Origin of the sequence: Caproicibacterium lactatifermentans, from assembly GCF_013315815.1 — a bacterium.
GTDB lineage: Bacteria > Bacillota > Clostridia > Oscillospirales > Acutalibacteraceae > Caproicibacterium > Caproicibacterium lactatifermentans.
Window position 1 is genome coordinate 341,343 of sequence record NZ_CP046051.1, and the last position, 22,524, is coordinate 363,866.

General features: G+C 54.2%; 22 protein-coding genes and 1 pseudogene. 12 read left to right on the forward strand and 11 right to left on the reverse strand.

Annotated features, from left to right (window positions below; genetic code table 11):
- Positions 1 to 22: 22 nt before the first annotated feature.
- The 4 genes and pseudogenes from GJQ69_RS01600 to cbiM all read right to left on the reverse strand — a co-directional run.
- Positions 23 to 153 (reverse strand): annotated as a pseudogene (locus GJQ69_RS01600) (P-II family nitrogen regulator); the annotation flags it as partial.
- Positions 154 to 855, reverse strand: coding sequence for an energy-coupling factor ABC transporter ATP-binding protein (locus tag GJQ69_RS01605; protein ID WP_157658990.1), 702 nt, complete (start codon positions 853 to 855; stop codon positions 154 to 156).
- Positions 852 to 1,586 (reverse strand): energy-coupling factor transporter transmembrane component T, encoded by a 735-nt coding sequence (locus GJQ69_RS01610; protein ID WP_086036547.1) that lies wholly within the window; start codon positions 1,584 to 1,586, stop codon positions 852 to 854. The genes GJQ69_RS01605 and GJQ69_RS01610 overlap by 4 nt, the downstream gene beginning before the upstream one ends.
- Before the next feature lie 19 nt (positions 1,587 to 1,605).
- Complete coding sequence (cbiM, locus tag GJQ69_RS01615) at positions 1,606 to 2,598, reverse strand: cobalt transporter CbiM (RefSeq protein WP_086036546.1); 993 nt, start codon at positions 2,596 to 2,598, stop codon at positions 1,606 to 1,608.
- Positions 2,599 to 3,322: 724 nt separating this feature from the next.
- On the opposite strand from cbiM, the gene GJQ69_RS09720 reads away from it, so the two are divergent.
- Positions 3,323 to 6,415: a glycoside hydrolase family 25 protein gene (locus GJQ69_RS09720; protein WP_236849710.1), complete on the forward strand. Its 3,093-nt coding sequence runs from the start codon at positions 3,323 to 3,325 to the stop codon at positions 6,413 to 6,415.
- A gap of 194 nt (positions 6,416 to 6,609) precedes the next feature.
- Positions 6,610 to 6,984 (forward strand): RidA family protein, encoded by a 375-nt coding sequence (locus GJQ69_RS01625; RefSeq protein ID WP_086036545.1) that lies wholly within the window; start codon positions 6,610 to 6,612, stop codon positions 6,982 to 6,984.
- A 196-nt stretch (positions 6,985 to 7,180) separates the two neighbouring features.
- Here the strand turns inward: GJQ69_RS01625 and GJQ69_RS01630 are convergent, their stop codons facing one another.
- The 7 genes from GJQ69_RS01630 to GJQ69_RS01660 form a co-directional block, all read right to left on the reverse strand.
- Positions 7,181 to 8,302, reverse strand: coding sequence for a bifunctional chorismate mutase/prephenate dehydratase (locus tag GJQ69_RS01630; protein ID WP_174192779.1), 1,122 nt, complete (start codon positions 8,300 to 8,302; stop codon positions 7,181 to 7,183).
- 8 nt (positions 8,303 to 8,310) lie between these two features.
- Positions 8,311 to 9,405, reverse strand: a complete 1,095-nt coding sequence (aroC, locus tag GJQ69_RS01635) for a chorismate synthase (protein ID WP_174192785.1) — start codon at positions 9,403 to 9,405, stop codon at positions 8,311 to 8,313.
- Positions 9,389 to 10,672, reverse strand: a complete 1,284-nt coding sequence (gene aroA / locus GJQ69_RS01640; protein ID WP_236849711.1) for a 3-phosphoshikimate 1-carboxyvinyltransferase — start codon at positions 10,670 to 10,672, stop codon at positions 9,389 to 9,391. Before aroA ends, aroC begins: the two co-directional genes overlap by 17 nt.
- On the reverse strand, positions 10,654 to 11,709 hold the full coding sequence (aroB, locus tag GJQ69_RS01645) for a 3-dehydroquinate synthase (RefSeq protein WP_086036542.1): 1,056 nt from the start codon (positions 11,707 to 11,709) through the stop codon (positions 10,654 to 10,656). The genes aroA and aroB overlap by 19 nt, the downstream gene beginning before the upstream one ends.
- Entirely contained in the window at positions 11,706 to 12,536 is an 831-nt protein-coding gene (locus GJQ69_RS01650) for a prephenate dehydrogenase (protein ID WP_086036541.1), read from the reverse strand. The genes aroB and GJQ69_RS01650 overlap by 4 nt, the downstream gene beginning before the upstream one ends.
- A 32-nt stretch (positions 12,537 to 12,568) precedes the next feature.
- Positions 12,569 to 13,591, reverse strand: coding sequence for a 3-deoxy-7-phosphoheptulonate synthase (aroF, locus tag GJQ69_RS01655; protein WP_086036540.1), 1,023 nt, complete (start codon positions 13,589 to 13,591; stop codon positions 12,569 to 12,571).
- Between the two features lie 347 nt (positions 13,592 to 13,938).
- Positions 13,939 to 15,360: a shikimate kinase gene (locus GJQ69_RS01660; RefSeq protein ID WP_086036539.1), complete on the reverse strand. Its 1,422-nt coding sequence runs from the start codon at positions 15,358 to 15,360 to the stop codon at positions 13,939 to 13,941.
- Positions 15,361 to 15,553: 193 nt separating this feature from the next.
- Between GJQ69_RS01660 and acpP the strand changes: the two genes are divergently transcribed.
- The 10 genes from acpP (at position 15,554) to rpsS (ending at position 22,511) form a co-directional block, all read left to right on the forward strand.
- The gene (acpP, locus tag GJQ69_RS01665) at positions 15,554 to 15,781 is read left to right on the forward strand and encodes an acyl carrier protein (protein WP_086036538.1); all 228 of its coding nucleotides are present in this window, start codon (positions 15,554 to 15,556) and stop codon (positions 15,779 to 15,781) included.
- A 217-nt stretch (positions 15,782 to 15,998) separates the two neighbouring features.
- Complete coding sequence (gene proS / locus GJQ69_RS01670) at positions 15,999 to 17,441, forward strand: proline--tRNA ligase (protein WP_086036537.1); 1,443 nt, start codon at positions 15,999 to 16,001, stop codon at positions 17,439 to 17,441.
- Between the two features lie 111 nt (positions 17,442 to 17,552).
- The gene (locus GJQ69_RS01675; protein WP_086036536.1) at positions 17,553 to 17,837 is read left to right on the forward strand and encodes a hypothetical protein; all 285 of its coding nucleotides are present in this window, start codon (positions 17,553 to 17,555) and stop codon (positions 17,835 to 17,837) included.
- Entirely contained in the window at positions 17,834 to 18,850 is a 1,017-nt protein-coding gene (locus GJQ69_RS01680) for a glycosyltransferase family 8 protein (RefSeq protein ID WP_157658989.1), read from the forward strand. Before GJQ69_RS01675 ends, GJQ69_RS01680 begins: the two co-directional genes overlap by 4 nt.
- A 360-nt stretch (positions 18,851 to 19,210) precedes the next feature.
- Positions 19,211 to 19,504: a 30S ribosomal protein S10 gene (gene rpsJ / locus GJQ69_RS01685; protein ID WP_476695784.1), complete on the forward strand. Its 294-nt coding sequence runs from the start codon at positions 19,211 to 19,213 to the stop codon at positions 19,502 to 19,504.
- Positions 19,505 to 19,624: 120 nt separating this feature from the next.
- Positions 19,625 to 20,266, forward strand: coding sequence for a 50S ribosomal protein L3 (gene rplC / locus GJQ69_RS01690; protein WP_086036533.1), 642 nt, complete (start codon positions 19,625 to 19,627; stop codon positions 20,264 to 20,266).
- A gap of 17 nt (positions 20,267 to 20,283) precedes the next feature.
- Positions 20,284 to 20,907: a 50S ribosomal protein L4 gene (rplD, locus tag GJQ69_RS01695; RefSeq protein WP_086036532.1), complete on the forward strand. Its 624-nt coding sequence runs from the start codon at positions 20,284 to 20,286 to the stop codon at positions 20,905 to 20,907.
- Positions 20,907 to 21,197 (forward strand): 50S ribosomal protein L23, encoded by a 291-nt coding sequence (rplW, locus tag GJQ69_RS01700; RefSeq protein ID WP_086036531.1) that lies wholly within the window; start codon positions 20,907 to 20,909, stop codon positions 21,195 to 21,197. Before rplD ends, rplW begins: the two co-directional genes overlap by 1 nt.
- Before the next feature lie 150 nt (positions 21,198 to 21,347).
- A complete protein-coding gene (gene rplB / locus GJQ69_RS01705; RefSeq protein WP_086036530.1) occupies positions 21,348 to 22,181 on the forward strand; it encodes a 50S ribosomal protein L2 in 834 nt (277 codons plus the stop codon).
- Between the two features lie 24 nt (positions 22,182 to 22,205).
- Positions 22,206 to 22,511 (forward strand): 30S ribosomal protein S19, encoded by a 306-nt coding sequence (gene rpsS, locus GJQ69_RS01710; RefSeq protein ID WP_086036529.1) that lies wholly within the window; start codon positions 22,206 to 22,208, stop codon positions 22,509 to 22,511.
- The last annotated feature ends 13 nt before the right edge of the window (positions 22,512 to 22,524 follow it).

Genomic DNA, 22,524 nt, shown 5'->3' on the forward strand with positions numbered 1-22,524 from the left:
CAAAGCCAATACGGTGGAAAGGTTAGTCACTCTGCAGAGCATCATAGCCTTCTTCACCGGTACGAATCTTTACAGCATTTTCTACATTGTAAACGAAAATCTTGCCGTCTCCGATATGCCAGTATAAAGGACTTCCTTGGCAGTTTCAATGACCTACAGCTCTGTTTCTGCGCCGTTTTCCAGCGGCCGGCTCTGTTCAAAGCAGTGATCACGGTTCATTAGTACTTCCACGTCGGCAATGCGCTGGGTAAAAGTTCGGTTATGTGTAGCAACAATCATCAGTTTATCCGGTGATTTCATGCCGGAAATAAACCGCGTAATCCATTCCTGCCCTTCATCGTCCAGTCCACTGATGGGTTCATCCAAAATGAGAACCGGTGGTTCCATGGCCAGCACGGCGGCTAGTGCGGTCCGCTTTTTTTCTCCGCCGCTCAAGTTAAAAGGTGCCCGCCTGCGGATAGGCTGCAGGTGCAGAAGCTGAATATATTTTTCAACACGCTTTTGTACCTCACTGTCCGGCAGGCCAAGCTGTATCAAACCAAAGGCAATTTCATCTTCTACACTTTTTGTAAAAAGCTGAACTTCGGAAGTTTGGAACACATAGCCGATTTTTTTATGAAACGCCCGGGCAAATTCCGGCTTTTTCATTTTCTTTTCTGTTATTTCTTCTCCATCGAGCAGGTACCTTCCGGAGGTGGGAAAATCCAGCCCATTTAAAATACGAAACAGGGTGGATTTTCCGCATCCGTTGGGACCGTGCAGTACATAACACTTTCCCATTTCAAAGCGGTAGGTCACATGGCTGACAGCGGTGGTTCCCTGATAGGAGAAACTGACGTCGTCTAATTGAATCATTTCATCATCCATTCACTGTAAAAGAAAAGTGCAATCAAAGCGGGTATCAGCAGCAGATAAATCAAGTCAAGCGTGCAAAACCGGCGGGAAGCATAGCTCTTGTATTCTCCGTCAAAGCATCTGCACGCCATTGCTTCTGAAGTTTCCTGTGACATCTGCTGGGACTTTAAAAAAGTTGTCCCGAGAATGCCGCCGGTTTGTGAGGTCTTCCAATTCGTTTTTCCCACGCTGCGCAGGGAAACTGCCTCCAGAATGGCATTGCTGTACCTGCCTAATATTACAAGGAAACGCACGGCCATGTCAAGGACGAACACGAAAATCTGCGGTGCGTGCAGGGCACGGAACGCGTCGGTGACTTCTTTCCAGGTCATGGTGGCATTCATCATAGACAGTACCAGCACGGACTCAAAAACTTTTAAAGTAACGGTGGACATTGTGCGCGGCGACCCGAGAAAGACTGCCGGCAGAAGAAACAGGGCTGTAAAGAATACAGCTGTCAGCACCGGCTTCAGTACCTGCCGAATCATGTTGGGTGTCTGCAGTGCCAACCGCAGCAGTTCTACTGCGATGACAGCCACTACAAAAAAGGCGTTTTTAGCGAGCGCACACAGAAGAATGCAGAGGATGCATACAAAGATGCGCAGTGCGGGCAGAATTTTTGAGGGCTTTGGCTGTGCGTCATTTTCCATCAGGCGGGAAATAAAGTGCATGACTTTCAGATTCGTTTTCAATGGCGAATACCTTTCCTTGTCAGGATTCCGCTACGGGACTTCTGTGTGCACTGGAAATCAGCTTAAAAATAATGATAAGTGCGGCAACGCCTATGACAGCCGACAACATATAGCCGAACCATTCTGGCAGCCCCGCAACGGAGTAGTCCGGCAGCAAGGCACCGTAGTGCAGGCCGGACGTCATGCCGGAGGGCGTAAAACCTGCGCCTGCCGCGGCGATTTCATTTTCGCCCCATTCGCCCCATGCGGTTCCTTCGGCGAGCAGCCCAAGGGGTGTCAGAACAACCAGCGCGCCCAGCAGAATGCGCAGTGGGAGCGGCGTTTGGGTGGTTTCGCTGCGGTGCTGGTCTGTTCGCAGGTTCGGGGAAGTTTTTTGTACAAAAAGCAGTACGCCAACGGTAAAGACCACTTCCGCCAAACCGAAGAGTGTTAAATGCCCAATCAGCATGGCCGGAAGGGAAATGTTCAAACCATAGGGGCAGTACATGGCTTTGCCCGCAGTGTCCCGGAACAGCATGGGCTGAATGCCGAACTCAATCGCCGCACACAGCGCCGCTGCATTGATGCCAAGATAGGAACCAACCGCTGCACCAAGAATGTGTTTTCCCTTCTTTTTTTGTCTGCTGCTGATGAACGTTGCAACAGCATACCCGACGAACGGCAGAACAAATGCCATATTAAAGCAGTTTGCTCCGAAACTCAGGACACCGCCGTCCCCAAAAATCAATGCCTGCAGCAGCAGAGCAACGCTGACTGATATACAGGCCGCATACGGCCCTAAAAGGAGTGCGATGAGGGTACCTCCTACAGCATGGCCTGTGGTTCCGCCAGGAATCGGAATATTGAACATCATGCTGATGAAAGAAAATGCCGCGGCAACGCCCATCAGCGGCAGCTTTTCCTTTGGAATTTCCTTTTTCACCTTTTTAACAGATACAATCCATGCGGGTACCATTGCGGCGGCCATAACCGCACAGGTCTGTGGGCTTAAGTAATTGTCCGGAATATGCATAAAAAACGCTCCCTTTCCTTTTTGGAAAATAAGATTTGGCAGGGGCGAAGCCTTTTTTCACGCAAAACAAAAAAGACACCACGCCCTTCTGCAAAAAAGCGAGGCATCTTCATAATGCCAAAAATCGAGTGCTGTTAATTTAACAAGCCAGCTGTAGGCTAAAGGGAACGGCTTCCTGCCGAATCTGCCTGCCTGCAGGCAGGAGATACCTGTTACATAGTTTTTTACAGCGCTTAATACTATTATAACTTATTTTTTGTAAGTGTCAATAATAATTTTTATTGAAAATGCCTGCAAATCTCCACAAAATTCCAGAAAAGACAGGATCTCTTTTTCAATAGGGAGAACCGCTTTCTGAATTCTGTAAAAAGCGATGGATATCTCCAATCCGGCCTGCCGTCTGCTCAGTTTGTACGCATTCGTACCACTATGCAGGAGGACTTAGAAGAAACAGGAACCTTAGAGGGCGCAGCCAGGTTTCAGCCTGCAGACCAGCTGAAGGTATTTGACGAATATACCGACGTTATTCATGGCCGAAAACAACAGAAACGAACTTTTTTAGAGCTGAATCTCAAAAATGAGATTCGGTTTTCTTTTTTGTACCAACGAACTACCTGAGGAAGATGTTCCCGCTTGTAAGATGTTGTGTAAAATATATGGAAATGTTATAATAAAGTCGCACACAGAGAATATGAGGAACAGGATAAGGAGATGAAAGACTATATTGAAAGGACAATTCAAAAAGCTGCTGTTCATTTTGGTGCTGGGTGCGGCAATTCAGACGGCTGTTTTTCCAGCCAGCGCGGCGGACAGCAGCTCGCAGAAGAGCGGCACAGTGTCGTCAGCGGCTTCTTCTGCACTGACCACAGCATCTGCCACGGAGCAGCAAACGGCCAGTACCACCATTAAAAGTGACACAAACAGCGACTTTTCCGTTGAGCAGGGCAAAGAATACACGTTCCGGTTTGAAGTGGTCGGTCCGCAGGGCCTTACGCCGACCTTCACCATTTCAGGGAGTGCGTTCCAAAAGAGCGGCCAGACACAGGCAGTGGAAAACGGCCACGACGTGTACTACTACAAAATCAAAGCAGTGGGCAATGCCGGCGACACAGCCGATATTTACACACAGCTTCCGGGGCAGACCGCAGTCAAGCGCTGTACGGTGACGGTGAAGGAAACCAGTGTTCCTGCCACTATTAAGAGTGACACAAACAGTGATTTCTCCATTGTGCAGGGCAAGGAATACACGTTCCGGTTTGAAGTGGTCGGTCCGCAGAGCATTACGCCGACCTTCACCATTTCGGGAAGTGCATTCCGAAAGAGCGGCCAGACACAGACAGTGGAAAACGGCCACGACGTGTACTACTACAAAATCAAAGCAGTAGGCTCGGCGGGACAGGCATCCGCTGTCTATACACAGCTTCCCGGGCAGACTGCGGTCAAGCGCTGTACGGTGACGGTGAAAGGAACCGCTTCCATTAAGAGTGACACAAACAGCGATTTTTCCGTTGAGCAGGGCAAAGAGTACACGTTCCGGTTTGAAGTGGTCGGTCCGCAGGGTCTTACGCCGACCTTCACCATTTCGGGGAGTGCATTCCAGAAGAGCGGCCAGACACAGACAGTGGAAAACGGCCACGACGTGTACTACTACAAAATCAAAGCAGTGGGTAATGCCGGCGACACAGCCGATATTTACACACAGCTTCCCGGGCAGACCGCGGTGAAGCGCTGCGCCGTGACAGTGCAGGGAGCCGCTTCCATTAAGAGTGACACAAACAGCGATTTTTCCGTTGCGCAGGGCAAAGAGTACACGTTCCGGTTTGAAGTGGTCGGTCCGCAGGGTCTTACGCCGACCTTCACCATTTCGGGGAGTGCATTCCAGAAGAGCGGCCAGACACAAAGGGTGGAAAACGGCCACGATGTGTACTACTACAAAATCAAAGCAGTAGGCTCGGCGGGACAGACGTCCGCTGTCTATACACAGCTTCCCGGGCAGACTGCGGTGAAGCGCTGTACGGTGACGGTGCAGGGAGCCGCTTCCATTAAAAGCGACACAAACAGCGACTTTTCCGTTGCGCAGGGCAAGGAATACACGTTCCGGTTTGAAGTGGTCGGTCCGCAGGGCCTTACGCCGACCTTTACCATTTTGGGAAGTGCATTCCAGAAGAGCGGTCAGACACAGACAGTGGAAAACGGCCACGACGTGTACTACTACAAAATCAAAGCAGTAGGCTCGGCGGGACAGGCATCCGCTGTCTATACACAGCTTCCCGGGCAGACTGCGGTCAAGCGCTGTGCCGTGACGGTGAAGGAAACCAGTGTTCCTGCCACTATTAAGAGTGACACAAACAGTGATTTCTCCATTGCGCAGGGCAAGGAATACACGTTCCGGTTTGAAGTGGTCGGTCCGCAGGGCCTTACGCCGACCTTCACCATTTCGGGAAGTGCATTCCGAAAGAGCGGCCAGACACAGAGAGTGGAAAACGGCCACGACGTGTACTACTACAAAATCAAAGCAGTGGGTAATGCCGGCGACACAGCCGATATTTACACACAGCTTCCCGGGCAGACCGCGGTGAAGCGCTGCGCCGTGACAGTGCAGGGAGCCGCTTCCATTAAGAGTGACACAAACAGCGATTTTTCCGTTGAGCAGGGCAAAGAGTACACGTTCCGGTTTGAAGTGGTCGGTCCGCAGGGTCTTACGCCGACCTTCACCATTTCGGGGAGTGCATTCCAGAAGAGCGGCCAGACACAGACAGTGGAAAATAATCACGATGTGTACTACTACAAAATCAAAGCAGTGGGCAATGCCGGCGACACAGCCGATATTTACACACAGCTTCCCGGGCAGACCGCGGTGAAGCGCTGCGCCGTGACAGTGCAGGGAGCCGCTTCCATTAAGAGTGACACAAACAGCGATTTTTCCGTTGAGCAGGGCAAAGAGTACACGTTCCGGTTTGAAGTGGTCGGTCCGCAGGGTCTTACGCCGACCTTCACCATTTCGGGGAGTGCATTCCAGAAGAGCGGCCAGACACAGACAGTGGAAAATAATCACGATGTGTACTACTACAAAATCAAAGCAGTGGGCAATGCCGGCGACACAGCCGATATTTACACACAGCTGCCGGGACAAAGTGCTGTGAAGAGCTGTACCGCTGTGGTAAAAATTACGACCACTACACCGATGAAAGGCATCGATGTCAGTGAGCACAACGGCTACGTAGACTGGGATACAGCCAAGGCTGCGGGTTTGCAGTTTGCTATGATTCGCTGCGGCTACGGCGGGGACATCGAAAGTCAGGACGACGCGCAGTTTGAGCGCAATGTTTCCGAGTGCGAGCGGCTGGGAATTCCGTGGGGCACTTACCTTTACAGCTACGCCTTGACAACCGACAACGCCAAAAGTGAGCTTGCCCATGTGCTGCGCCTGCTGGAAGGTAAACATCCGCAGTTCCCAGTCTTTATCGACATGGAGGATGCGGACGACTATAAGGCAAAACGTGGTATGCCGGACAGCGAAACATTGACGGAAATCATGAAGATTTTCTGCTCAGGTGTGAAAGATGCCGGCTATCTGGCAGGTTATTACGTCAATTTGGACTGGTACAAGAATTACATCAATCCGGAGGAACTTTCGGATTATCTGTTCTGGTACGCACGTCCGGGCCTGGATGAGCCGGACAAGACCTGCAGCATTTGGCAGAGTGAGTTCCCCGGAACCGGCGGCAGCTGGGACGGCGCGAACATCAGCAGCGGCGGGTGTGACATGGATGTATCTTATGTGGACTTTACCACATGGAAACAGGACAATACATAAAAATACAGTTTTACAGGATATGAAAAAGAGCAGACAGTTCTCCAGGCGGAGGGCGGCCTGCTCTTTTTAGATGAAATAAGGCATATTCCGTAAAAAAGTTTTCATATAGGGTAGCATACTGCTTCCAAATAATGTACAATTGTATGAAAAAAACAACAGGCACTATGCCTGCCGGGAGAAAGGAAGTTATTTTGATGTTGAAAACTGTTTATACCAAAGATGCACCGGCCGCTATTGGTCCGTACTCACAGGCCGTGATTTCCGGCGATACTGTGTATCTCAGCGGCCAAATTCCGATTATTCCAGCTACCGGAAAAATCATGGAGGGGGACATTGCCGTGCAGGCTGAGCAGGTTATGCAGAACATCGGCCATATCCTAAAGGCCGCCGGCACCGACTACACAAAGGTACTGAAGACAACCTGCTTCCTTGCCAACATGGCGGATTTTTCCGCATTCAATGAAGTATACGGCAAATACTTTACCGGCAAGCCCGCGCGCTCCTGCGTAGCGGTGAAAGGGCTGCCAAAGAATGTTTTGGTCGAAGTAGAAGTAACAGCGGCACTGTAAGAATAGACAGTACGACTTTTTGCAAACAAGAGAAGGCAGGCACTGCGCCCGCCCTCTCTTGTTTTTTTGTATAGGGGTACTGCCGTTTGGCAATCCAGTCCGCGCCGATGCCGAAGCACACCATACACACCATAAGCCAAAAGCCGAGGCCCATGGCAAATGAAATCAGCCTGCCTTTTGCGGGACCGGCAGAACGTTATTCCGTGTGTACTTCGCAGTAGTTACCAAGAAAATGGAAACGCGGCAGTTCCTCCTGCAGAGAGCACAGAAGTTCCAGCACGGCGGGGTCACGCACATTTCCGGTAAAATCCAAATAAAAATCATACTCGAAGTCTTTGCCCGCAATGGGCCGGGATTCAATTTTTGTCAGGTTCATTCCTGCGGCGGCAAAGCGGGACAGTACAGCGTTCAGGCTGCCGGTGGTGTGGGCCACATTAAAGCAGAGACTGATTTTTTCCGCATTGTCCGGAATGCACAGCTGCCGGCTAATGACAGCAAAGCGGGTGGCATTGTTGTCGGTGTTCTGCAGGTCACGTTCAAGTATGTGCAGACCGTACTTGTGGGCGGCGCTTTCGCTGCAGACAGCGGCAATGGAAGCATCTTCCGCGGCGGCCTTGGCGGCGGCGCTGGTACTGCTGACTGGCTGCAGCGGCAGGTGCAGGGCAGAAAGCCGCCGGGAACACTGCTGCAGGGCAATTTTTTTGGACTGAATGCAGCGGACAGATGCGGGGCTGCTTTCCTTTGCGGCAAGGCACTGATGTACCCGAATGGTCTTTGCCGCAACAATATAAAAGCGGCACTGCATCAGCAGGCTGTACACGTCACTGACACTGCCCGCACTGGAATTTTCCATAGGGACAACCGCCAGACCTGCATTGCCCTGTTCCACACAGCGAAAAATATCATCAAACCGGTTGTAGAACTGGACCTGTGCCCGCGGGTACAGGGATGACACGACACTGTGGCTGTAGGAGCCCGGCCCGCCTAAACAGGCAACACTTTCGGGAAAGGCGGGTACCTTTGGGGCGGCGGCAATGGTCTTCCGCAGGGTGCCGCCGGAACCCAGCAGCCGGTGCTGCAGGGCACTGCTTTCACTCATAATGGTACGGTACACAATGCGTGCCGCACCACTGTAGAGGCCGGCCTTTGCGGAAATGCGGTCCAGAATTTCCTCTTCCCGTGCGGCGTTGTGCACCGGAATGCCATCCCGCTTTTTAGCTTCGGCCATTTTTTTGGCACAGTCCATGCGCTGAACAAACAGCGGCAGCAACTGGCTGTCAATCGTATCTATTTCACGGCGGATATCCTTTAAATCCATTTTATCGTTCAGTCCTTTGCAATATGCTCTAAAATACCATCTATATTGAGAAGCGCCAGCGCAACAGCAGCCTCCACCGCAGGAACCGCGCGCGGCACAATACAGGGGTCGTGCCGCCCGTGTACGGACAGCAGAGTGTCCTTACCGGTCGCAAGGTTCACACTGTGCTGCTCCCGCACAATGGAGGGAGTAGGCTTAAAGGCCGCACGGAACAAAATGGGCATTCCCGTGGTAATGCCGCCTAAAATGCCGCCGGCATTGTTGGTGCGGGTTTTTACGGTGCCGTCCGCGTCGTAGAAGAACGCATCGTTGTTTTCGCTGCCATGCAGGGCAGCCGCCTCGAAGCCCGCGCCGAACTCCACACCTTTGCAGGCGGGAATGCCGAACAGAATCGAGGAAAACAGGCTTTCTATGCCGCCGAACATTCCCTCGCCGCCAAGGCCCGCGGGTACACCCAAACAGGCGCATTCTACCACGCCGCCGACACTGTCGCCCGCCGCGTGTGCCGTGTCAATCTCGCAGTACATAGCATCCTTTTTCTGCGGGTCCAGCACTGGAAAATTGGCGGAGCCGCAGGCTTTCAGTATGGGAGCGGTGATATTGGAAAACGGCGTGTCGTGTACTTGCCCGATAGACCAGACGTGCGCGCCGACCAGAATGCCACGCCGTGCGAGAATTTGGCGGCATACGGCACCCGCAAATACCAGCGGAGCGGTCAGCCGGCCGGAAAAGTGCCCGCCGCCGCGCACATCATTGCAGCCGTGGTACTTTACCCACGCGGTGTAATCGGCGTGGCCGGGGCGTGGTACCTCCAGCAGATTTTGATAATCGGCGGAACGTGTGTTGGTATTTGCAATGACAGCGCACAGGGGCGCGCCGGTTGTCACACCGTTGAGAAGTCCGGAAAGCACCTGCGGAATGTCTGCCTCCCGCCGCGGTGTGCTGGTTCGGTCCCGGCCCGGTGCCCGTCGGTGCATTTGCTGCTGTACTGCGTCCATATCCACTGCTTCGCCTGCGGGAAGGCCCTCCAGCACACAGCCAATGGCCGGTCCATGGCTTTCACCGAAAATACTGATTTTTACCCGTTCACCCCACGATGACATCTGCGTTTCCTCCCATCTCCTGATAAACCGTAAAAAATTCCGGCCAGCTTTTTTGTACTGCCTGTGCGTCAGTAATCGTAACAGGCCCCTGTGTACGCAGGGCGGCAACAGCGGCGGCCATGACAATGCGGTGGTCGCTGCAGCCATCCACGGTGCCGCCGGGCAACGGCCGGCCCCCCCACAAGGTAAGGGTGTCCTCCATTTGTTCTGCCCGCGCACCCAGTGAAACCGCCATGTGGTACAGGGCGTCCAGCCGGTCGCTTTCTTTTAGCCGCAGGCGGGCGGCGTTGTACAGACGGGTGCGCCCTTCGGCGAACAGTCCGGCTGCGGCCAGCACCGGTGCAAGGTCCGGTATTTGCCCCACGTCGATATCAAAGCCCGTTAAGTGATTTGCTTCGGCGGTGAGAATACCGTTTTTCCAGCGCAGGGAAGCGCCGAATTGTGTCAGCAGCGGCACGATCGCGCGGTCGCCCTGTGCGGAGCTTGGGTCCAGACCGGTGAGCGATACCTGCCCGCCCAGCGCACCGGCTGTCAGCAGGAATGCCGCTTGGCTCCAGTCCCGTTCAATGGAAAGTGTGCGGGCACGGAAATGCTGTCCGCCGGGGACCTTCCAGCCGCCTTGGTACGGCAGAACAGAAATGCCGAATTGCTGGAGCATGTGGCACGTCATGCGGACATAGGAAGCGCTTTGCAGCGGTGAGGTCAGTTGTATCTCGCTGTCACCGGAAAGCAGCGGCAGCGCAAACAAAAGTCCCGAAATAAATTGACTGGAAACATCGCCCGGCAGACAATACACGCCTGCCTGCAGCTGTCCGGAGATGCGCAGCGGCAGACCGCCGGTACTTTCACAGCACAGACCCTGCTGCGGCAGCAGAGAAAGGTAGATGCCCAGAGGGCGCTGCGGCAGCCGCCCACAGCCGGTGAAAACAGCTGGTACGCCCAGTGCGCCGACAGCCGGTATCAAAAAACGCAGGGTAGAGCCGCTTTCCAGACAGTTGAGCGTGACCGGCGCTTTCGGCGAACCGGAAATGCCTGTTACGGTCAGGGTGTCACCCTGCAGCACTGCCTGTGCACCAAGCGCACGAATACAGCCGATGGTTGCCTGCATATCCGCGCTGGTGCCGATGGGCGAGAGAACACTTTTTCCCGGGGCGAGCGCAGCGCACAAAATGGCCCGATGGGCCGCACTTTTGCTGGGCGGCGGTGACACCGTTCCCCGCAGTGCACCGGGAAAAAGCCGCACGCGGCTCACTGCATTTCCCGGCACAGCCGGGGCAGGTCCGCACGCGGTACCTTCTGTATACAGCAGTGGCCGATATCTTTCAGCAGTATCAGTTTCACACTGTTTCCAGTGGATTTCTTATCATGCGCGGTTGCGGAAATGAGGTCCTGCATGGATTCGGTACAGACAGACGGCAGGCCGTACCGGTGCAGCAGGGCCGCAATGCGGTTTGCTGTGCCAGGGGCGGTCATGCCGTTCTGTTCACTCATGCGGGTAATCAGAACCATGCCGACACCCACAGCGGCACCATGCGTCAGGCCATGATAATTCTGCAGCGTTTCCAGTGCATGGCCAAATGTATGACCAAAGTTCAAAATGGCCCGCTCACCAGTGTCACGCTCATCTTTTTCCACGACCTGCCGCTTGATGTCCACACAGGCGGCGATAACCTCCGGCAGGTATTTTCGGCAGTCCTCTGTTTCCAGTCGCTCAAACAGTGCGCGGCTGCGGATACAGCCGTACTTAATGACTTCCCCCATGCCATCAGAGAAGAAAGCAGTTGGCAGGGAGGAAAGCGTGTGCGGGTCAATGAGGACCAGAGAGGGCTGGTGGAAGGCACCCACTAGGTTTTTGCCTTCCGGCAAGTCTACGCCGGTTTTGCCGCCGACGGACGAATCCACCTGTGCCAACAGACTGGTGGGAATTTGGATGAACGGAATGCCGCGCAGCCATGTAGCCGCCGCAAAGCCGGTCATATCGCCGCACACACCGCCGCCCAGTGCCACGGCGAAATCACTGCGGGTAAGGTTCGATTGGGAGAACGCCGCGTACAGGCGGGAAATGGTGGATAGATTTTTGCTTTGTTCACCGGCGGGAAAAGTCACCAAAGAGGCGAGAATGCCCGCCGTCTGCAGAGAGCGCAGAACGGTGTCAGCGTAAAGGGGCGCCGTATGGGTATCGGCCACCACCACACAGCGTTTCGCCGCGGGCAGCAGTGTTGTGGCGTACGGCCCAATCTGCCGGATACAGTTATTTTCTATGAGAATGTCATAGGATGGATTTGTATGTACAGTGATTGTCATTCTCCCAGTTCCTCCTTAATCAGACGGCCCCGCCGCAGAAGCGCTTCCAGTCGTTTTTGGTCGCCGTCAGCAACAGCGTCCCGAATGTCGGAAAGGTTCTTTATCAGGGTATTCAGTTCCCCAGTCAGAGCAGTTTGGTTATCCAAAAACAGCTCCGCCCACATGACTTCATTGATGTTTGCCACACGGGAAACGTCACGATAGCTTCCAGCGGAAAAGCCGCGGTGTTCCGGGCAGCACGGGCTCATCACATAGGCGCAGGCCAGTGCGTGCGGAAGCTGGCTGGTAAAGGCAATCAACTGGTCGTGATGTTCCGGTGTGGTGGAGACACTGCGCCCAAAACCAAGCTGAAACGCCGTTTGCCGCAGCAGCTCCTGCACCGGTTCCGGGGCGCTGCACGGCACCAAAATGTAACTGGCACCCTTAAACATATCCGCGCGCGAAGCGGAAAAGCCGTGCTTTTCTGTGCCAGCCATGGGGTGAGCACCGCAGTAGACAAAACCCCCCTCTTTTGCCAGTGCGCACAGTCCGTGGCACACCTTTGTTTTAATGCCGCACACGTCCGTCAGAACCGTATGTTTCCCGAAGGCGGAAAGGTGTGCGCGCACAAAGTCAATGTCGGCCTGCGGGTACAGGCACAGATACACAATGTCGGCCTGTCGAAGGTCATCGTTGTCACCCTCCTTTGTGATGGCACCGCAGGCAAGGGCGGCCTCCACCGTGGCGGGGTCGGAGTCGATGCCGGCAACGTGACAGTCAGTGTATTTCGTAAAGGCTTTGGCAAGGCTGCCGCCTATCAGCCCCAGCCCGACAATGACAATATGCAAAATAACGCGCCCCTTTCGATAAAACTCTATAATTATAATGTACGGCCAAACAGCGGCGCAGCCTTTTTGATGCGTGCGGCCACATGGTCGAACTGGTCCGGTGTCAGGGACTGTGCACCGTCTGAGAGGGCCTTCTTCGGGTTGTTGTGTACTTCAATGATAAGACCGTCCGCACCGGCAGCTACGGCCGCCATAGCCAGCGGTTCCACCAGCCAGGAAATGCCGCCCGCGTGGCTGGGGTCCACGACAACCGGCAGGTGCGTCAGACGCTTTAGAATCGGCACAGCCGAAATGTCTAGTGTGTTGCGGGTGTAGGTTTCATAGGTACGAATGCCCCGCTCACAGAGAATGACATTTTGGTTGCCTCCAGCCAGAATGTACTCGGCAGCCATCAGCAGTTCCTCAATGGTAGCGGAAAGACCGCGCTTCAGCAGGATCGGGGTCTGCAGGTGGCCAAGTTCCCGCAGCAGGTCAAAGTTCTGCATATTGCGTGCGCCCACCTGTATAATATCCACGCCCGCCTTGAGGAACAGGTCAATCTGCCGTACACTCATCAGTTCGGTGACAATGGGAAGGCCTGTTTCAGCTTTCGCTTCCTGCAGCAGCTCCAGTCCATCTTCCTTTAGGCCCTGAAATGCGTAAGGACTGGTGCGCGGTTTGTACGCGCCGCCGCGCAGGAATTGGGCACCACCCTGCTTGACACGACGGGCAATCTCCGTAATCTGCGGTTTGGATTCCACACTGCATGGACCGGCAATCAAGGCAAGCTGTTTTCCACCGATGGAAAGCCCGCCCGGCAGGTGAATAACGGTGTCATCCGGGTGAAATTTGCGGTTGGCCAGCTTGTACGGTTCCTGCACACGCTTGACGGAATCCACAATTTCGTTTGCACCGATGTTGTCAATATCAATCGCGGCGGTGTCCCCGATAAGGCCAAGCACGGTGCTTTGTGCGCCCACCCATGTATTGACGGATACACCGTAGGTTTCTTCTAGGTCCTTGATGAATTCCTCGCGCTGGCTGTCGGTGCAGCCGGGTTTTAAAACAATAATCATTTTCAACACGCCTCCTAAAGCGAATTCTCTCCTGCGGCTATAAAAAAAGACGGAGCTGCTTGCCAACTCCGTCTGAAGCCTGATAGGGATCGGTCCCTTTTTGAAAAATTTTAAAGGGAAAGCTTCTTCCAGAAATCTGCGCGCAGCAAAGTTTCCCGGGCAAAGAAATGACCGGAAAAAGAAAAGCTGCTAAATCGATGTGCGCAGAAAACAGACATTGCGAAAGCTCCTTTATGTATTGCGAAGTAAAAATATACGAAGCGGTTTGCATACGGCGGGCTTTTTTAACTATAATACAGCGGACGTGGATTTGTCAATGCAGTTTTACTACTTTAAATACAAAAAGTCTATTCCTCATCCGAAAGGACGGCATAAATCTGCTCGGCGGCGGTGCGGCTGTCCTCCGCGTGCACGGCAAAGTCGGCCGCGGCCTGATACAGCGGCATACGCTGGTCATACAGGCGGCGTGCCACGGCGTCTTTGTCCGGCCCCTCCAGCAGCGGGCGGGAGTGGTCGCCGGAAAGACGGTGAGCAATCACCTCATACGGCGGCTGCAGCAGCACAATCGTGCACGTTTCGCGCAAAATGCACGCGTTTAGGGGATTGGCAAGCACGCCGCCACCCGTGGCAATCACCAGCCCGGTCCGGCGTGACAGCGTTCGGCACAGTTCCGTTTCACGCTGACGGAACCACTTTTCCCCGTGTTCGGCGAACAGCTGAGAAACGGTGCGCCCTTCCTGTTTTTCAATCCAGCGGTCGGTATCCACCAGCTGCCGTCCTGTGCGGGCAGCCAGCAGTTTGCCGACGGTGCTTTTGCCACAGCCCATGAAGCCGCACAGAACGATATTACCGAACTGCTGCCGCATGGCCTGCTCCGCTTCACCAATGATGGGCCGGACTTTTTCGGTGTCAAACCGGCAGGAGAACCAAAACTCTTCAGCGGCGGCGGCCTGCCACACCAGCATGCCCATACCGCTGGCGGCAGGCTTTCCCAAATCCCGCGCCATTTTCACAAGAATGGTCACGCCGGGGTTGTACACGGCATCAAAGACAGCTTTGCAGCGGGCAATGACCTCTCGGCTGACCGGACAGGTGCATAGGTTTGGGTACATTCCCGCACTGGTGCCATTGATGAGCAGGTCGTAAAACGTACGGTCCTGCGAAAGACCCGCACTGTCCAGCACACGTACCGGCACACCGCTGTCCGCAGTGCTCAAACTTTGCAGAAATGCTGTTTCACGCGCGCCGCGCCGCGCTTTTTTGCAGGCAGCATCTGCGGCAGAATCGTTTTTGTCGGGCCGTTCGTCCGTGTGGCGGCGCATGAGGACAGTCAGACCGGTTACGTTTGGCGCACGAAGGACCTCGTTTGCCAGCACATGGGCGACACCGCCGCTGCCCAGCAGCAAAATCTGCCCCTGCAGCGGAATGCCCGCCGTTTTCAGCGCGCGGAGAAAGCCGATTCCATCCGTTGTGCAGCCAATGGTCTGTCCATCCCGTACAGCTACAGTGTTTACGCTGCCGAAGCGGGCCGCGTCACCCTCCAGCTGGTCCAGCAGCGGGAGAATGGCCTGTTTGTGCGGAATAGTCACATTGAAACCGGAAAGCTGCCGCAGTGTGCCAGTGAACTGTGCAGAAAGTTCCTGCGGGGGGATATCCAGCTTGGTATAGGTGCCATTTACGCCTGCCAGCGGAAAAAGCCGACGGTGAATAAACGGCGACATTGTGTGGCCGATGGGGTGACCGACCACGGCAAAATGCTTTTGCTGCATCACATTTCCTCCTATACAAAATATTTACAAGAATAAAAATAAAAATTTGAGAAAGATATTGACAAAGGCGAATGATGCTAATAGTATGATGGATAGAAAAAAATCAATCCTGCGGCACTGTTCCGGTTTTTAAGCCCATTATACCCAGACCGGAACGGTTTGTCTATAACGGAAAGCTAAGGGAGGGAAACCAATGGTACTGGAAAAGGTCAAGCACATCCTTGCCGAGCAGTTTGATGTGGAGGAGGACAATATTACAGCCGACACAAACATTGCCGACGACCTGGGAGCCGATTCGCTGGATGTTGTGGATTTACTGATGTCCCTGGAAGATGAGTTCGATGTGGAGATTCCGGATGAAGAAATCGAGAATCTGAAAACAGTGGGCGATGTGGTCAATTATTTGGAAGAGCACATGTAAAAAGTCTGCGGAAGCCGCTGCCCTGCCGGGCGGGGGCTTTTTTTGTACCTGCGGCGGGGAAGTATCGGTTGCAATCCTACCTTTTTTTCACTATAATAGATTCATTCGGCCTGACCTTTTTCTGCCGTGCAGGCAGGTGGGTGTGGGCCTTTTCTTTCCGGCCCTGCGGCAGGTCCGGAAACAGGACTGATAAATCCCAAGCGAAGGAGAAAAATAAATGGCACAGCAGAAAAAACTGGTAGAAGAAATTACGCCGATGGAAGAAGACTTTGCCCGCTGGTATACAGATGTGGTAAAAAAAGCGGAACTTATGGATTACAGCAGCGTGAAAGGTTGCATGATTATAGAGCCGTATGGCTATGCAATCTGGGAAAACATGCAGGAAATCCTGGACGAGCGCTTTAAGGAACTGGGGCACGTTAACGTATGTATGCCGCTGCTGATTCCGGAAAGCTTGCTCAACAAGGAAAAAGAGCATGTCGAGGGCTTTGCGCCGGAGGTTGCGTGGGTAACACAGGGCGGCAACGACAAGCTGGAGGAGCGCCTGTGCATTCGCCCAACCAGTGAAACACTGTTCTGTGAGCACTACAAAAAGATTATTCATTCCTGGCGTGACCTGCCGAAGCTTTACAATCAGTGGTGCAACGTGGTTCGCTGGGAAAAGACGACACGTCCGTTCCTGCGTACCAGTGAATTCCTTTGGCAGGAGGGACACACCATGCATGCCACAGCGGAAGAGGCAAAGGCCGAAACACTGCGCATGCTGGATGTTTATACAGAGTTCTTTGAAAAAGTGCTGGCCATACCGGTGCTGCGCGGCCGCAAGACCGAAAGCGAGAAGTTCGCGGGCGCTGAAGCTACCTATACTGTGGAGGCCATGATGCACAACGGCGTGGCCTTGCAGGGCGGTACCAGCCATTATTTCGGCGATGGCTTTGCCAAAAACTTTGGAATTACCTTTACGGATAAAAACAATCAGCTGCAAACACCGTTTCAGACAAGCTGGGGCGTTTCTACCCGCATGATTGGCGGCATCATTATGACACACGGCGACGACAGCGGGCTGGTCCTACCGCCGGCGGTTGCGCCGATTCAGGTCGTCATCGTTCCAGTTGCGCAGCACAAGCCCGGCGTACTGGACAAGGCAAACGAACTGTTTGAGCAGCTGAAGGCGGCCGGTCTGCGCGTTAAGCTGGATGACAGTGAGCAGTCCCCGGGCTGGAAGTTTGCCCAGTATGAGATGATGGGTGTGCCTCTGCGTCTGGAAATTGGGCCGAAGGATATTGCTAAGGAGCAGTGCGTACTGGTACGCCGTCCGGATCGCAACAAGTCTTTTGTGCCGCTTGATGGTCTTGCTGACGCCGTAAAGGCAGAGCTGCAGAAAGTACACGATATTCTGTATGACAACGCGGCAAAGAACCTGCAGGCTCGTACCAGCATTGCCCGCACGCACGAGGAGTTCCTCGACATCGCGGCGAACCGTCCCGGCTTTATCAAGGCTATGTGGTGCGGCGACCCTGCCTGCGAGGAAAAGCTGAAGCAGGAGACCGGCGGCGTGAAGTCCCGCTGCATCCCGTTTGAGGAAGAGAACCTCGCCGATACCTGTGTCTGCTGCGGCAAGCCTGCCAAGCATATGGTATACTGGGGCCGTCAATACTAAGATACGGTACAGATTATTTTGTATATAATAGAGTAGACAGACAATCATAAGCAGATATGCGGGCACCAGTTTTCGGCTGGTGCCAAAACGGCTCTGCCGGAAAGGAGAACCATGAAGGCTTCCACTTTACTGAAGATTTGTGCGGCGGCCGGTGCTGCCGCTGTAGGCGCGGCGCTGTATGATGTGTACGGCAAAAGCACCGGCGTTATGCTGACCGGCGCGGGATACGCCGGCATTCTCTCCAAAGATGACAAACCGGCAGCGGCCTTTGCCTGTACCGGTATGCGCCCACATAAGATCGCTAGGCTGACAGCCCGTACCTGCGGATGGGTATGTGCGGCCAGCGCGAAAAAAGCTTTGCAGCAAAAACGGAAGGAGGCGGCTCGGCACGGATGATGAACTTTTTGTACGGTACAAATGCCGGATACTGTGAACAGACAGCGGTTTCAATGCGCTCGGTGTTCGAGAATAACCAGAACGATGCCATTTGTGTTTATTTGCTGTGTGAGAAAGTGCCGGAAGCACTGCGGCGTAAAATGTGCAGTGTGGCGGACGACTTTACCAACGCCCAAATCATCTGTATGGACCCGGAACCTTACATTGCGCCCATGCTGCAGGAATACCGCCTGCCTCGGTGGCGCGGCAGCAGCGTGCAATACATTTACGCCTGCCTGTGTGATGCGTTTCCAACGCTGGACCGCATTCTTTGGCTGGATGGTGACGTTGTCTGCTGTGCACCGCTGCGTCCTCTGTGGGAAACACAGATGGGGGACAGATGCGTGGCGGCATCGCTGGACTGCACACCGTTTCTTGCGCTGTATGTGGACAGGGTGTTCTATAATACGCCATTCTATTTCAATGCGGGTGTCCTGCTGTTTGACCTTGCGAACTGCCGCCGTCATGAGCTGCAGCAGCGATGCCGCAGCATTCTGCGCGGATATGGGGAACGCTTGCAGTACTGTGACCAGTCCATGCTGAACCTTGCGCTGCCGCCGAAGCTGGTGCACCGGCTGGACATGCGCTGGAATTACCCGGCTGGCGTACCGCGCCTTTCTATGAACTGTGTTTCAGCGCGCAGCACCAGTGAAAAGCCAACGTTTACCCTGCGGGAACTGGACGATACGCTGGCGGATGTGCGGCTGGTTCACTACATTGGCGGTTCACTGCCAACCAAGCCGTGGTATCGGGAATATGCTTCTCCCTTCAAGCCGGATTACCTGAAGTACCGTGCCCACACGCCATGGAAGGATGAGCCGCTGAAACCGTGGCCCAGAAAGACACTGAAGGATTCCTTTGTCACCGGATTTTCCCGCACATGGGACACACCCCTGATGGGCGGCCTGTCCAGTATTTATCAGTACCTGCATGGCTGGGGACCGCGTATTCAGCACAGTCTGAAAAAGATGTAAAAAACTGAAAATAAAGCTTGCATTCTCTGCCCCTTTATGATACTATAATTGAGTACGACTGCGACAGATATGCGTTGAAGCGGGAGGTTGCGGCCCTTATGCGGCCGGTTTTTCCGTGGAGTATGTCCGATTTTAAACCGGGCGAGAGAGAATCATGGGCAGCAGGTTTCCCCACAGTGGGAAACAGGTTTGTTCGGGCTTTTTTTGCTGACACCCGGGTCCCCCACTTTCGTGGGAGATCCGGTTTTTCGTTGGGTCAGGAAGAAACACCCGGCACAGTGTTTACAAAAAAGCACCTGCGGCCAGGATCTGTCCGCCAATTTTACAAGGAGGCGATCCAAAGTGGCAGTCAAAGAAAAAATGAGGATCCGTATTAAAGGATATGACCATCAGCTGGTTGACCAGTCCGCCGAAAAAATCGTGCAGACTGCAAAGCGCACTGGTGCCCGCGTAAGCGGCCCTGTCCCGCTGCCGACCGAGAAGCAGATTATCACCATCCTGCGCGCTGTTCATAAGTACAAGGACAGCCGTGAACAGTTCGAGATGCGCACACATAAGCGCCTAATCGACATCCTCAGACCGTCCAACACCACCGTTGAGGCTCTAATGGGCCTTGAGCTCCCCGCCGGCGTTGAGATTGAAATCAAACTGTAAGGCTTTACCTTATAAGTGGAAGACTCTCAACCAACCGGGCAGTCCCGAAAGGGGCTGCGTGCGGCCGAGGTCACGTTGGCATTTTGGCCAACCAATAACCTGCATAGGAGGAAACAACAAATGCAAAAAGGAATCATCGGCAAGAAGATTGGCATGACGCAAATCTTCGACGCAAAGGGAAATGTCATTCCGGTCACTGTCATTGAGGCCGGCCCCTGCGCGGTGACACAGAAAAAGACCGTTGAAAACGACGGCTACGACAGTGTTCAGCTGGGCTTCGGTGAGCTGAAAACCTGCCGCATGAACAAACCCATGAAGGGCCACTTCGACAAGGGCGACGTTGCCCCCAAGAAGACACTGCGTGAGTTCCGCCTAGACGATACCTCTGCTTTAAAAGTCGGCGACATCGTAAAGGCAGATACCTTCGCAGAGGGTGATCGTGTGGATGTACAGGGCACCAGCAAAGGTAAAGGCTGGGCCGGCGTGGTAAAGCGCTGGAACTTCGGCCGCCTGAAAGAATCCCACGGTACCGGTCCAGTCGCTCGTATGGGCGGCTCCACAGGCTGCTGTTCTGATCCGTCCCGTGTTTTCCCGGGCAAGAAGCGTTCCGGCCATTTGGGCGCTGTTACCACGACCGTGCTGAACCTGACTGTTGCCAAGGTCGACGCGGAAAACAACCTCATCGCTATCAAGGGCGCTGTGCCCGGCCCCAACGGCGGCACCGTCTGCATCCGTGACAGCGTCAAAGTGAAGAAAGCTTAAGGGAAGGAGGAACCGCAATGCCTAAGATTACAGTAAAAGATATGACCGGTAAAGAGGTCGGTACACTCGACCTTTCCGAGGCCGTTTTCGGTATCGAACCCAACGTCAGTGTTATGCATGACGTGGTGAAGAACCAGCTCGCCAACCGCCGCCAGGGTACACAGAGTGCCCTGACACGCAGCGAGGTTTCCGGCGGCGGCAAAAAGCCGTGGCGCCAGAAGGGCACAGGCCATGCACGTCAGGGCTCCACGCGGGCTCCCCAGTGGACTCACGGCGGCATCGTCTTTGCACCAAAGCCGCGCGACTACAGCTACACGCTGAACAAGAAAGTCCGCCGCTTGGCCATGAAGTCTGCCCTTTCCAGCAAAGTGAAGGATGACCAGATGATCGTTCTGGACAGCCTTCCGCTGGAAACTTATCGGACCAAGACCGTAGCTGACATGCTGAAGGCGTTGGGCGCTGACAAGCATGTGCTGCTGGTCCTGCCGGAGAATGACAAGACCGTCATCGCTTCCGCCCGCAACATCCCCGGCGTGAAGACCGCCCTGACCAACACCCTCAATGTTTACGACATCCTCAACGCTGACAAGTTCATCATTGTAAAGGACGCCGTAGCCCAGATCGAGGAGGTATACGCATAATGACTGCACATGAGATTATTCTGCGCCCGGTCATTTCCGAAAAGGCAATGAGCGGCGTCGCAAATAAAGCTTATACGTTCCAGGTCGCACCCCGTGCAACCAAGCTGGACATTAAAAACGCTGTCGAGGAACTCTTCGGCGTTAAGGTGCGCAAAGTGAACACCCTGCACGTCCGCGGCCATCTGCGCCGCCAGGGCCGCAACCAGGGTTACACCCCTGCCTGGAAGAAAGCCATCGTTTCTTTGACGGAAGACAGCAAATCCATCGAGTTCTTCGACGGCATGCTGTAAACCGAAAGATAAAGAAAGACCGGCTTTTCCGGCAACGTATGGGGGCAGGCTTCGGTCTGCGCGGTAGCCCCGCAAAAGGCACCGCTTTCTGTATCTGTTAAAATGCGGAACACCCCGCAAAGCCAAGTTTAAGGAGCGTGAAATCAGAGAATGGCTACTAAGAACTATACGCCCAGTACTCCGTCCCGCCGCAACATGTCGGTGACGGATTACGCAGGGCTTTCCAAGAAAGGCCCGGAAAAGAGCCTTCTGGATACCAATAAAAAGACCGCCGGCCGCAACAGCTATGGCCGCATCACCGTCCGCCACCGCGGTGGCGGAAACCGTACCAAGTACCGCATCATCGACTTTAAGCGTCAGAAGGCGGACATGCCCGCAACGGTTCAGACCATTGAGTATGACCCGAACCGCTCCGCTTTCATCGCACTGCTGCAGTACGAAGACGGCGAAAAAGCTTACATCATTGCGCCGGACGGCCTCAAGGTCGGCGACATGGTGGTTTCCGGTGCAGCTGCCGATATTAAACCCGGCAATGCACTTCCACTGGCCAATATCCCAACCGGTACTTACATCCACAACGTGGAACTGTATCCCGGTAAGGGTGCTCAGCTGGCACGTGCTGCTGGCATTATGGCACAGCTGATGGCTAAGGAAAACGGCATGGCGCTGCTGCGTCTGCCTTCCGGCGAACTGCGCAACGTGCCTGAAACCTGCATGGCCACTATCGGCCAGGTCAGCAACATCGACCATGAGAATGTGAAGATTGGTAAGGCTGGCCGCAAGCGTCATATGGGCTGGCGTCCGACCGTCCGTGGTTCTGTTATGAACCCGAACGACCATCCGCATGGCGGCGGCGAAGGCAAAGCACCTGTCGGCCATCCTGGTCCTATGACCCCGTGGGGCAAGCCTGCACTGGGTTATAAGACACGCAATCGCCGTAAAGCTTCCAATAAGTATATTGTGAAGAGCAGAAACGGCAAATAAGGCTAGAGAAAGGAGCTTTTAACTATGAGCAGAAGCATTAAAAAGGGTCCTTTTGTTGAGCCTGGTCTGCTGAAAAGGATCAAAGCGATGAACGATTCCGGCAAAAAGGAAATTGTAAAGACCTGGAGCCGCGCGTCCATCATTTTCCCGGAATTTGTCGGTCATACCATTGCGGTTCATGACGGCCGCAAGCACGTTCCGGTGTATATTACAGAAGATATGGTCGGGCATCATCTGGGCGAGTTCGCCCCTACCCGTACTTTTAAAGGTCATAATGGCAGTAAGACCACTGCCCCGACAACATCTGCCGGAAGTAATTCGAACGGCTGAAAGGAGTGTATCA

What these genes read in the sequence shown, in the direction of transcription:
- GJQ69_RS01660 (WP_086036539.1), bottom strand. Translation starts at nt 15,360, where the DNA reads ATGCAGCAAAAGCATTTTGCCGTGGTCGGTCACCCCATCGGCCACACA.
- rpsJ (WP_476695784.1), top strand. Translation starts at nt 19,211, where the DNA reads ATGAGGATCCGTATTAAAGGATATGACCATCAGCTGGTTGACCAGTCC.
- GJQ69_RS01630 (WP_174192779.1), bottom strand. Translation starts at nt 8,302, where the DNA reads ATGGATTTAAAGGATATCCGCCGTGAAATAGATACGATTGACAGCCAG.
- GJQ69_RS01680 (WP_157658989.1), top strand. Translation starts at nt 17,834, where the DNA reads ATGATGAACTTTTTGTACGGTACAAATGCCGGATACTGTGAACAGACA.
- proS (WP_086036537.1), top strand. Translation starts at nt 15,999, where the DNA reads ATGGCACAGCAGAAAAAACTGGTAGAAGAAATTACGCCGATGGAAGAA.
- GJQ69_RS01625 (WP_086036545.1), top strand. Translation starts at nt 6,610, where the DNA reads ATGTTGAAAACTGTTTATACCAAAGATGCACCGGCCGCTATTGGTCCG.
- rpsS (WP_086036529.1), top strand. Translation starts at nt 22,206, where the DNA reads ATGAGCAGAAGCATTAAAAAGGGTCCTTTTGTTGAGCCTGGTCTGCTG.
- rplW (WP_086036531.1), top strand. Translation starts at nt 20,907, where the DNA reads ATGACTGCACATGAGATTATTCTGCGCCCGGTCATTTCCGAAAAGGCA.
- aroC (WP_174192785.1), bottom strand. Translation starts at nt 9,405, where the DNA reads ATGTCATCGTGGGGTGAACGGGTAAAAATCAGTATTTTCGGTGAAAGC.
- aroF (WP_086036540.1), bottom strand. Translation starts at nt 13,591, where the DNA reads ATGATTATTGTTTTAAAACCCGGCTGCACCGACAGCCAGCGCGAGGAA.
- aroB (WP_086036542.1), bottom strand. Translation starts at nt 11,709, where the DNA reads ATGACAATCACTGTACATACAAATCCATCCTATGACATTCTCATAGAA.
- GJQ69_RS01675 (WP_086036536.1), top strand. Translation starts at nt 17,553, where the DNA reads ATGAAGGCTTCCACTTTACTGAAGATTTGTGCGGCGGCCGGTGCTGCC.
- GJQ69_RS01605 (WP_157658990.1), bottom strand. Translation starts at nt 855, where the DNA reads ATGATTCAATTAGACGACGTCAGTTTCTCCTATCAGGGAACCACCGCT.
- rplB (WP_086036530.1), top strand. Translation starts at nt 21,348, where the DNA reads ATGGCTACTAAGAACTATACGCCCAGTACTCCGTCCCGCCGCAACATG.
- rplC (WP_086036533.1), top strand. Translation starts at nt 19,625, where the DNA reads ATGCAAAAAGGAATCATCGGCAAGAAGATTGGCATGACGCAAATCTTC.
- rplD (WP_086036532.1), top strand. Translation starts at nt 20,284, where the DNA reads ATGCCTAAGATTACAGTAAAAGATATGACCGGTAAAGAGGTCGGTACA.
- cbiM (WP_086036546.1), bottom strand. Translation starts at nt 2,598, where the DNA reads ATGCATATTCCGGACAATTACTTAAGCCCACAGACCTGTGCGGTTATG.
- acpP (WP_086036538.1), top strand. Translation starts at nt 15,554, where the DNA reads ATGGTACTGGAAAAGGTCAAGCACATCCTTGCCGAGCAGTTTGATGTG.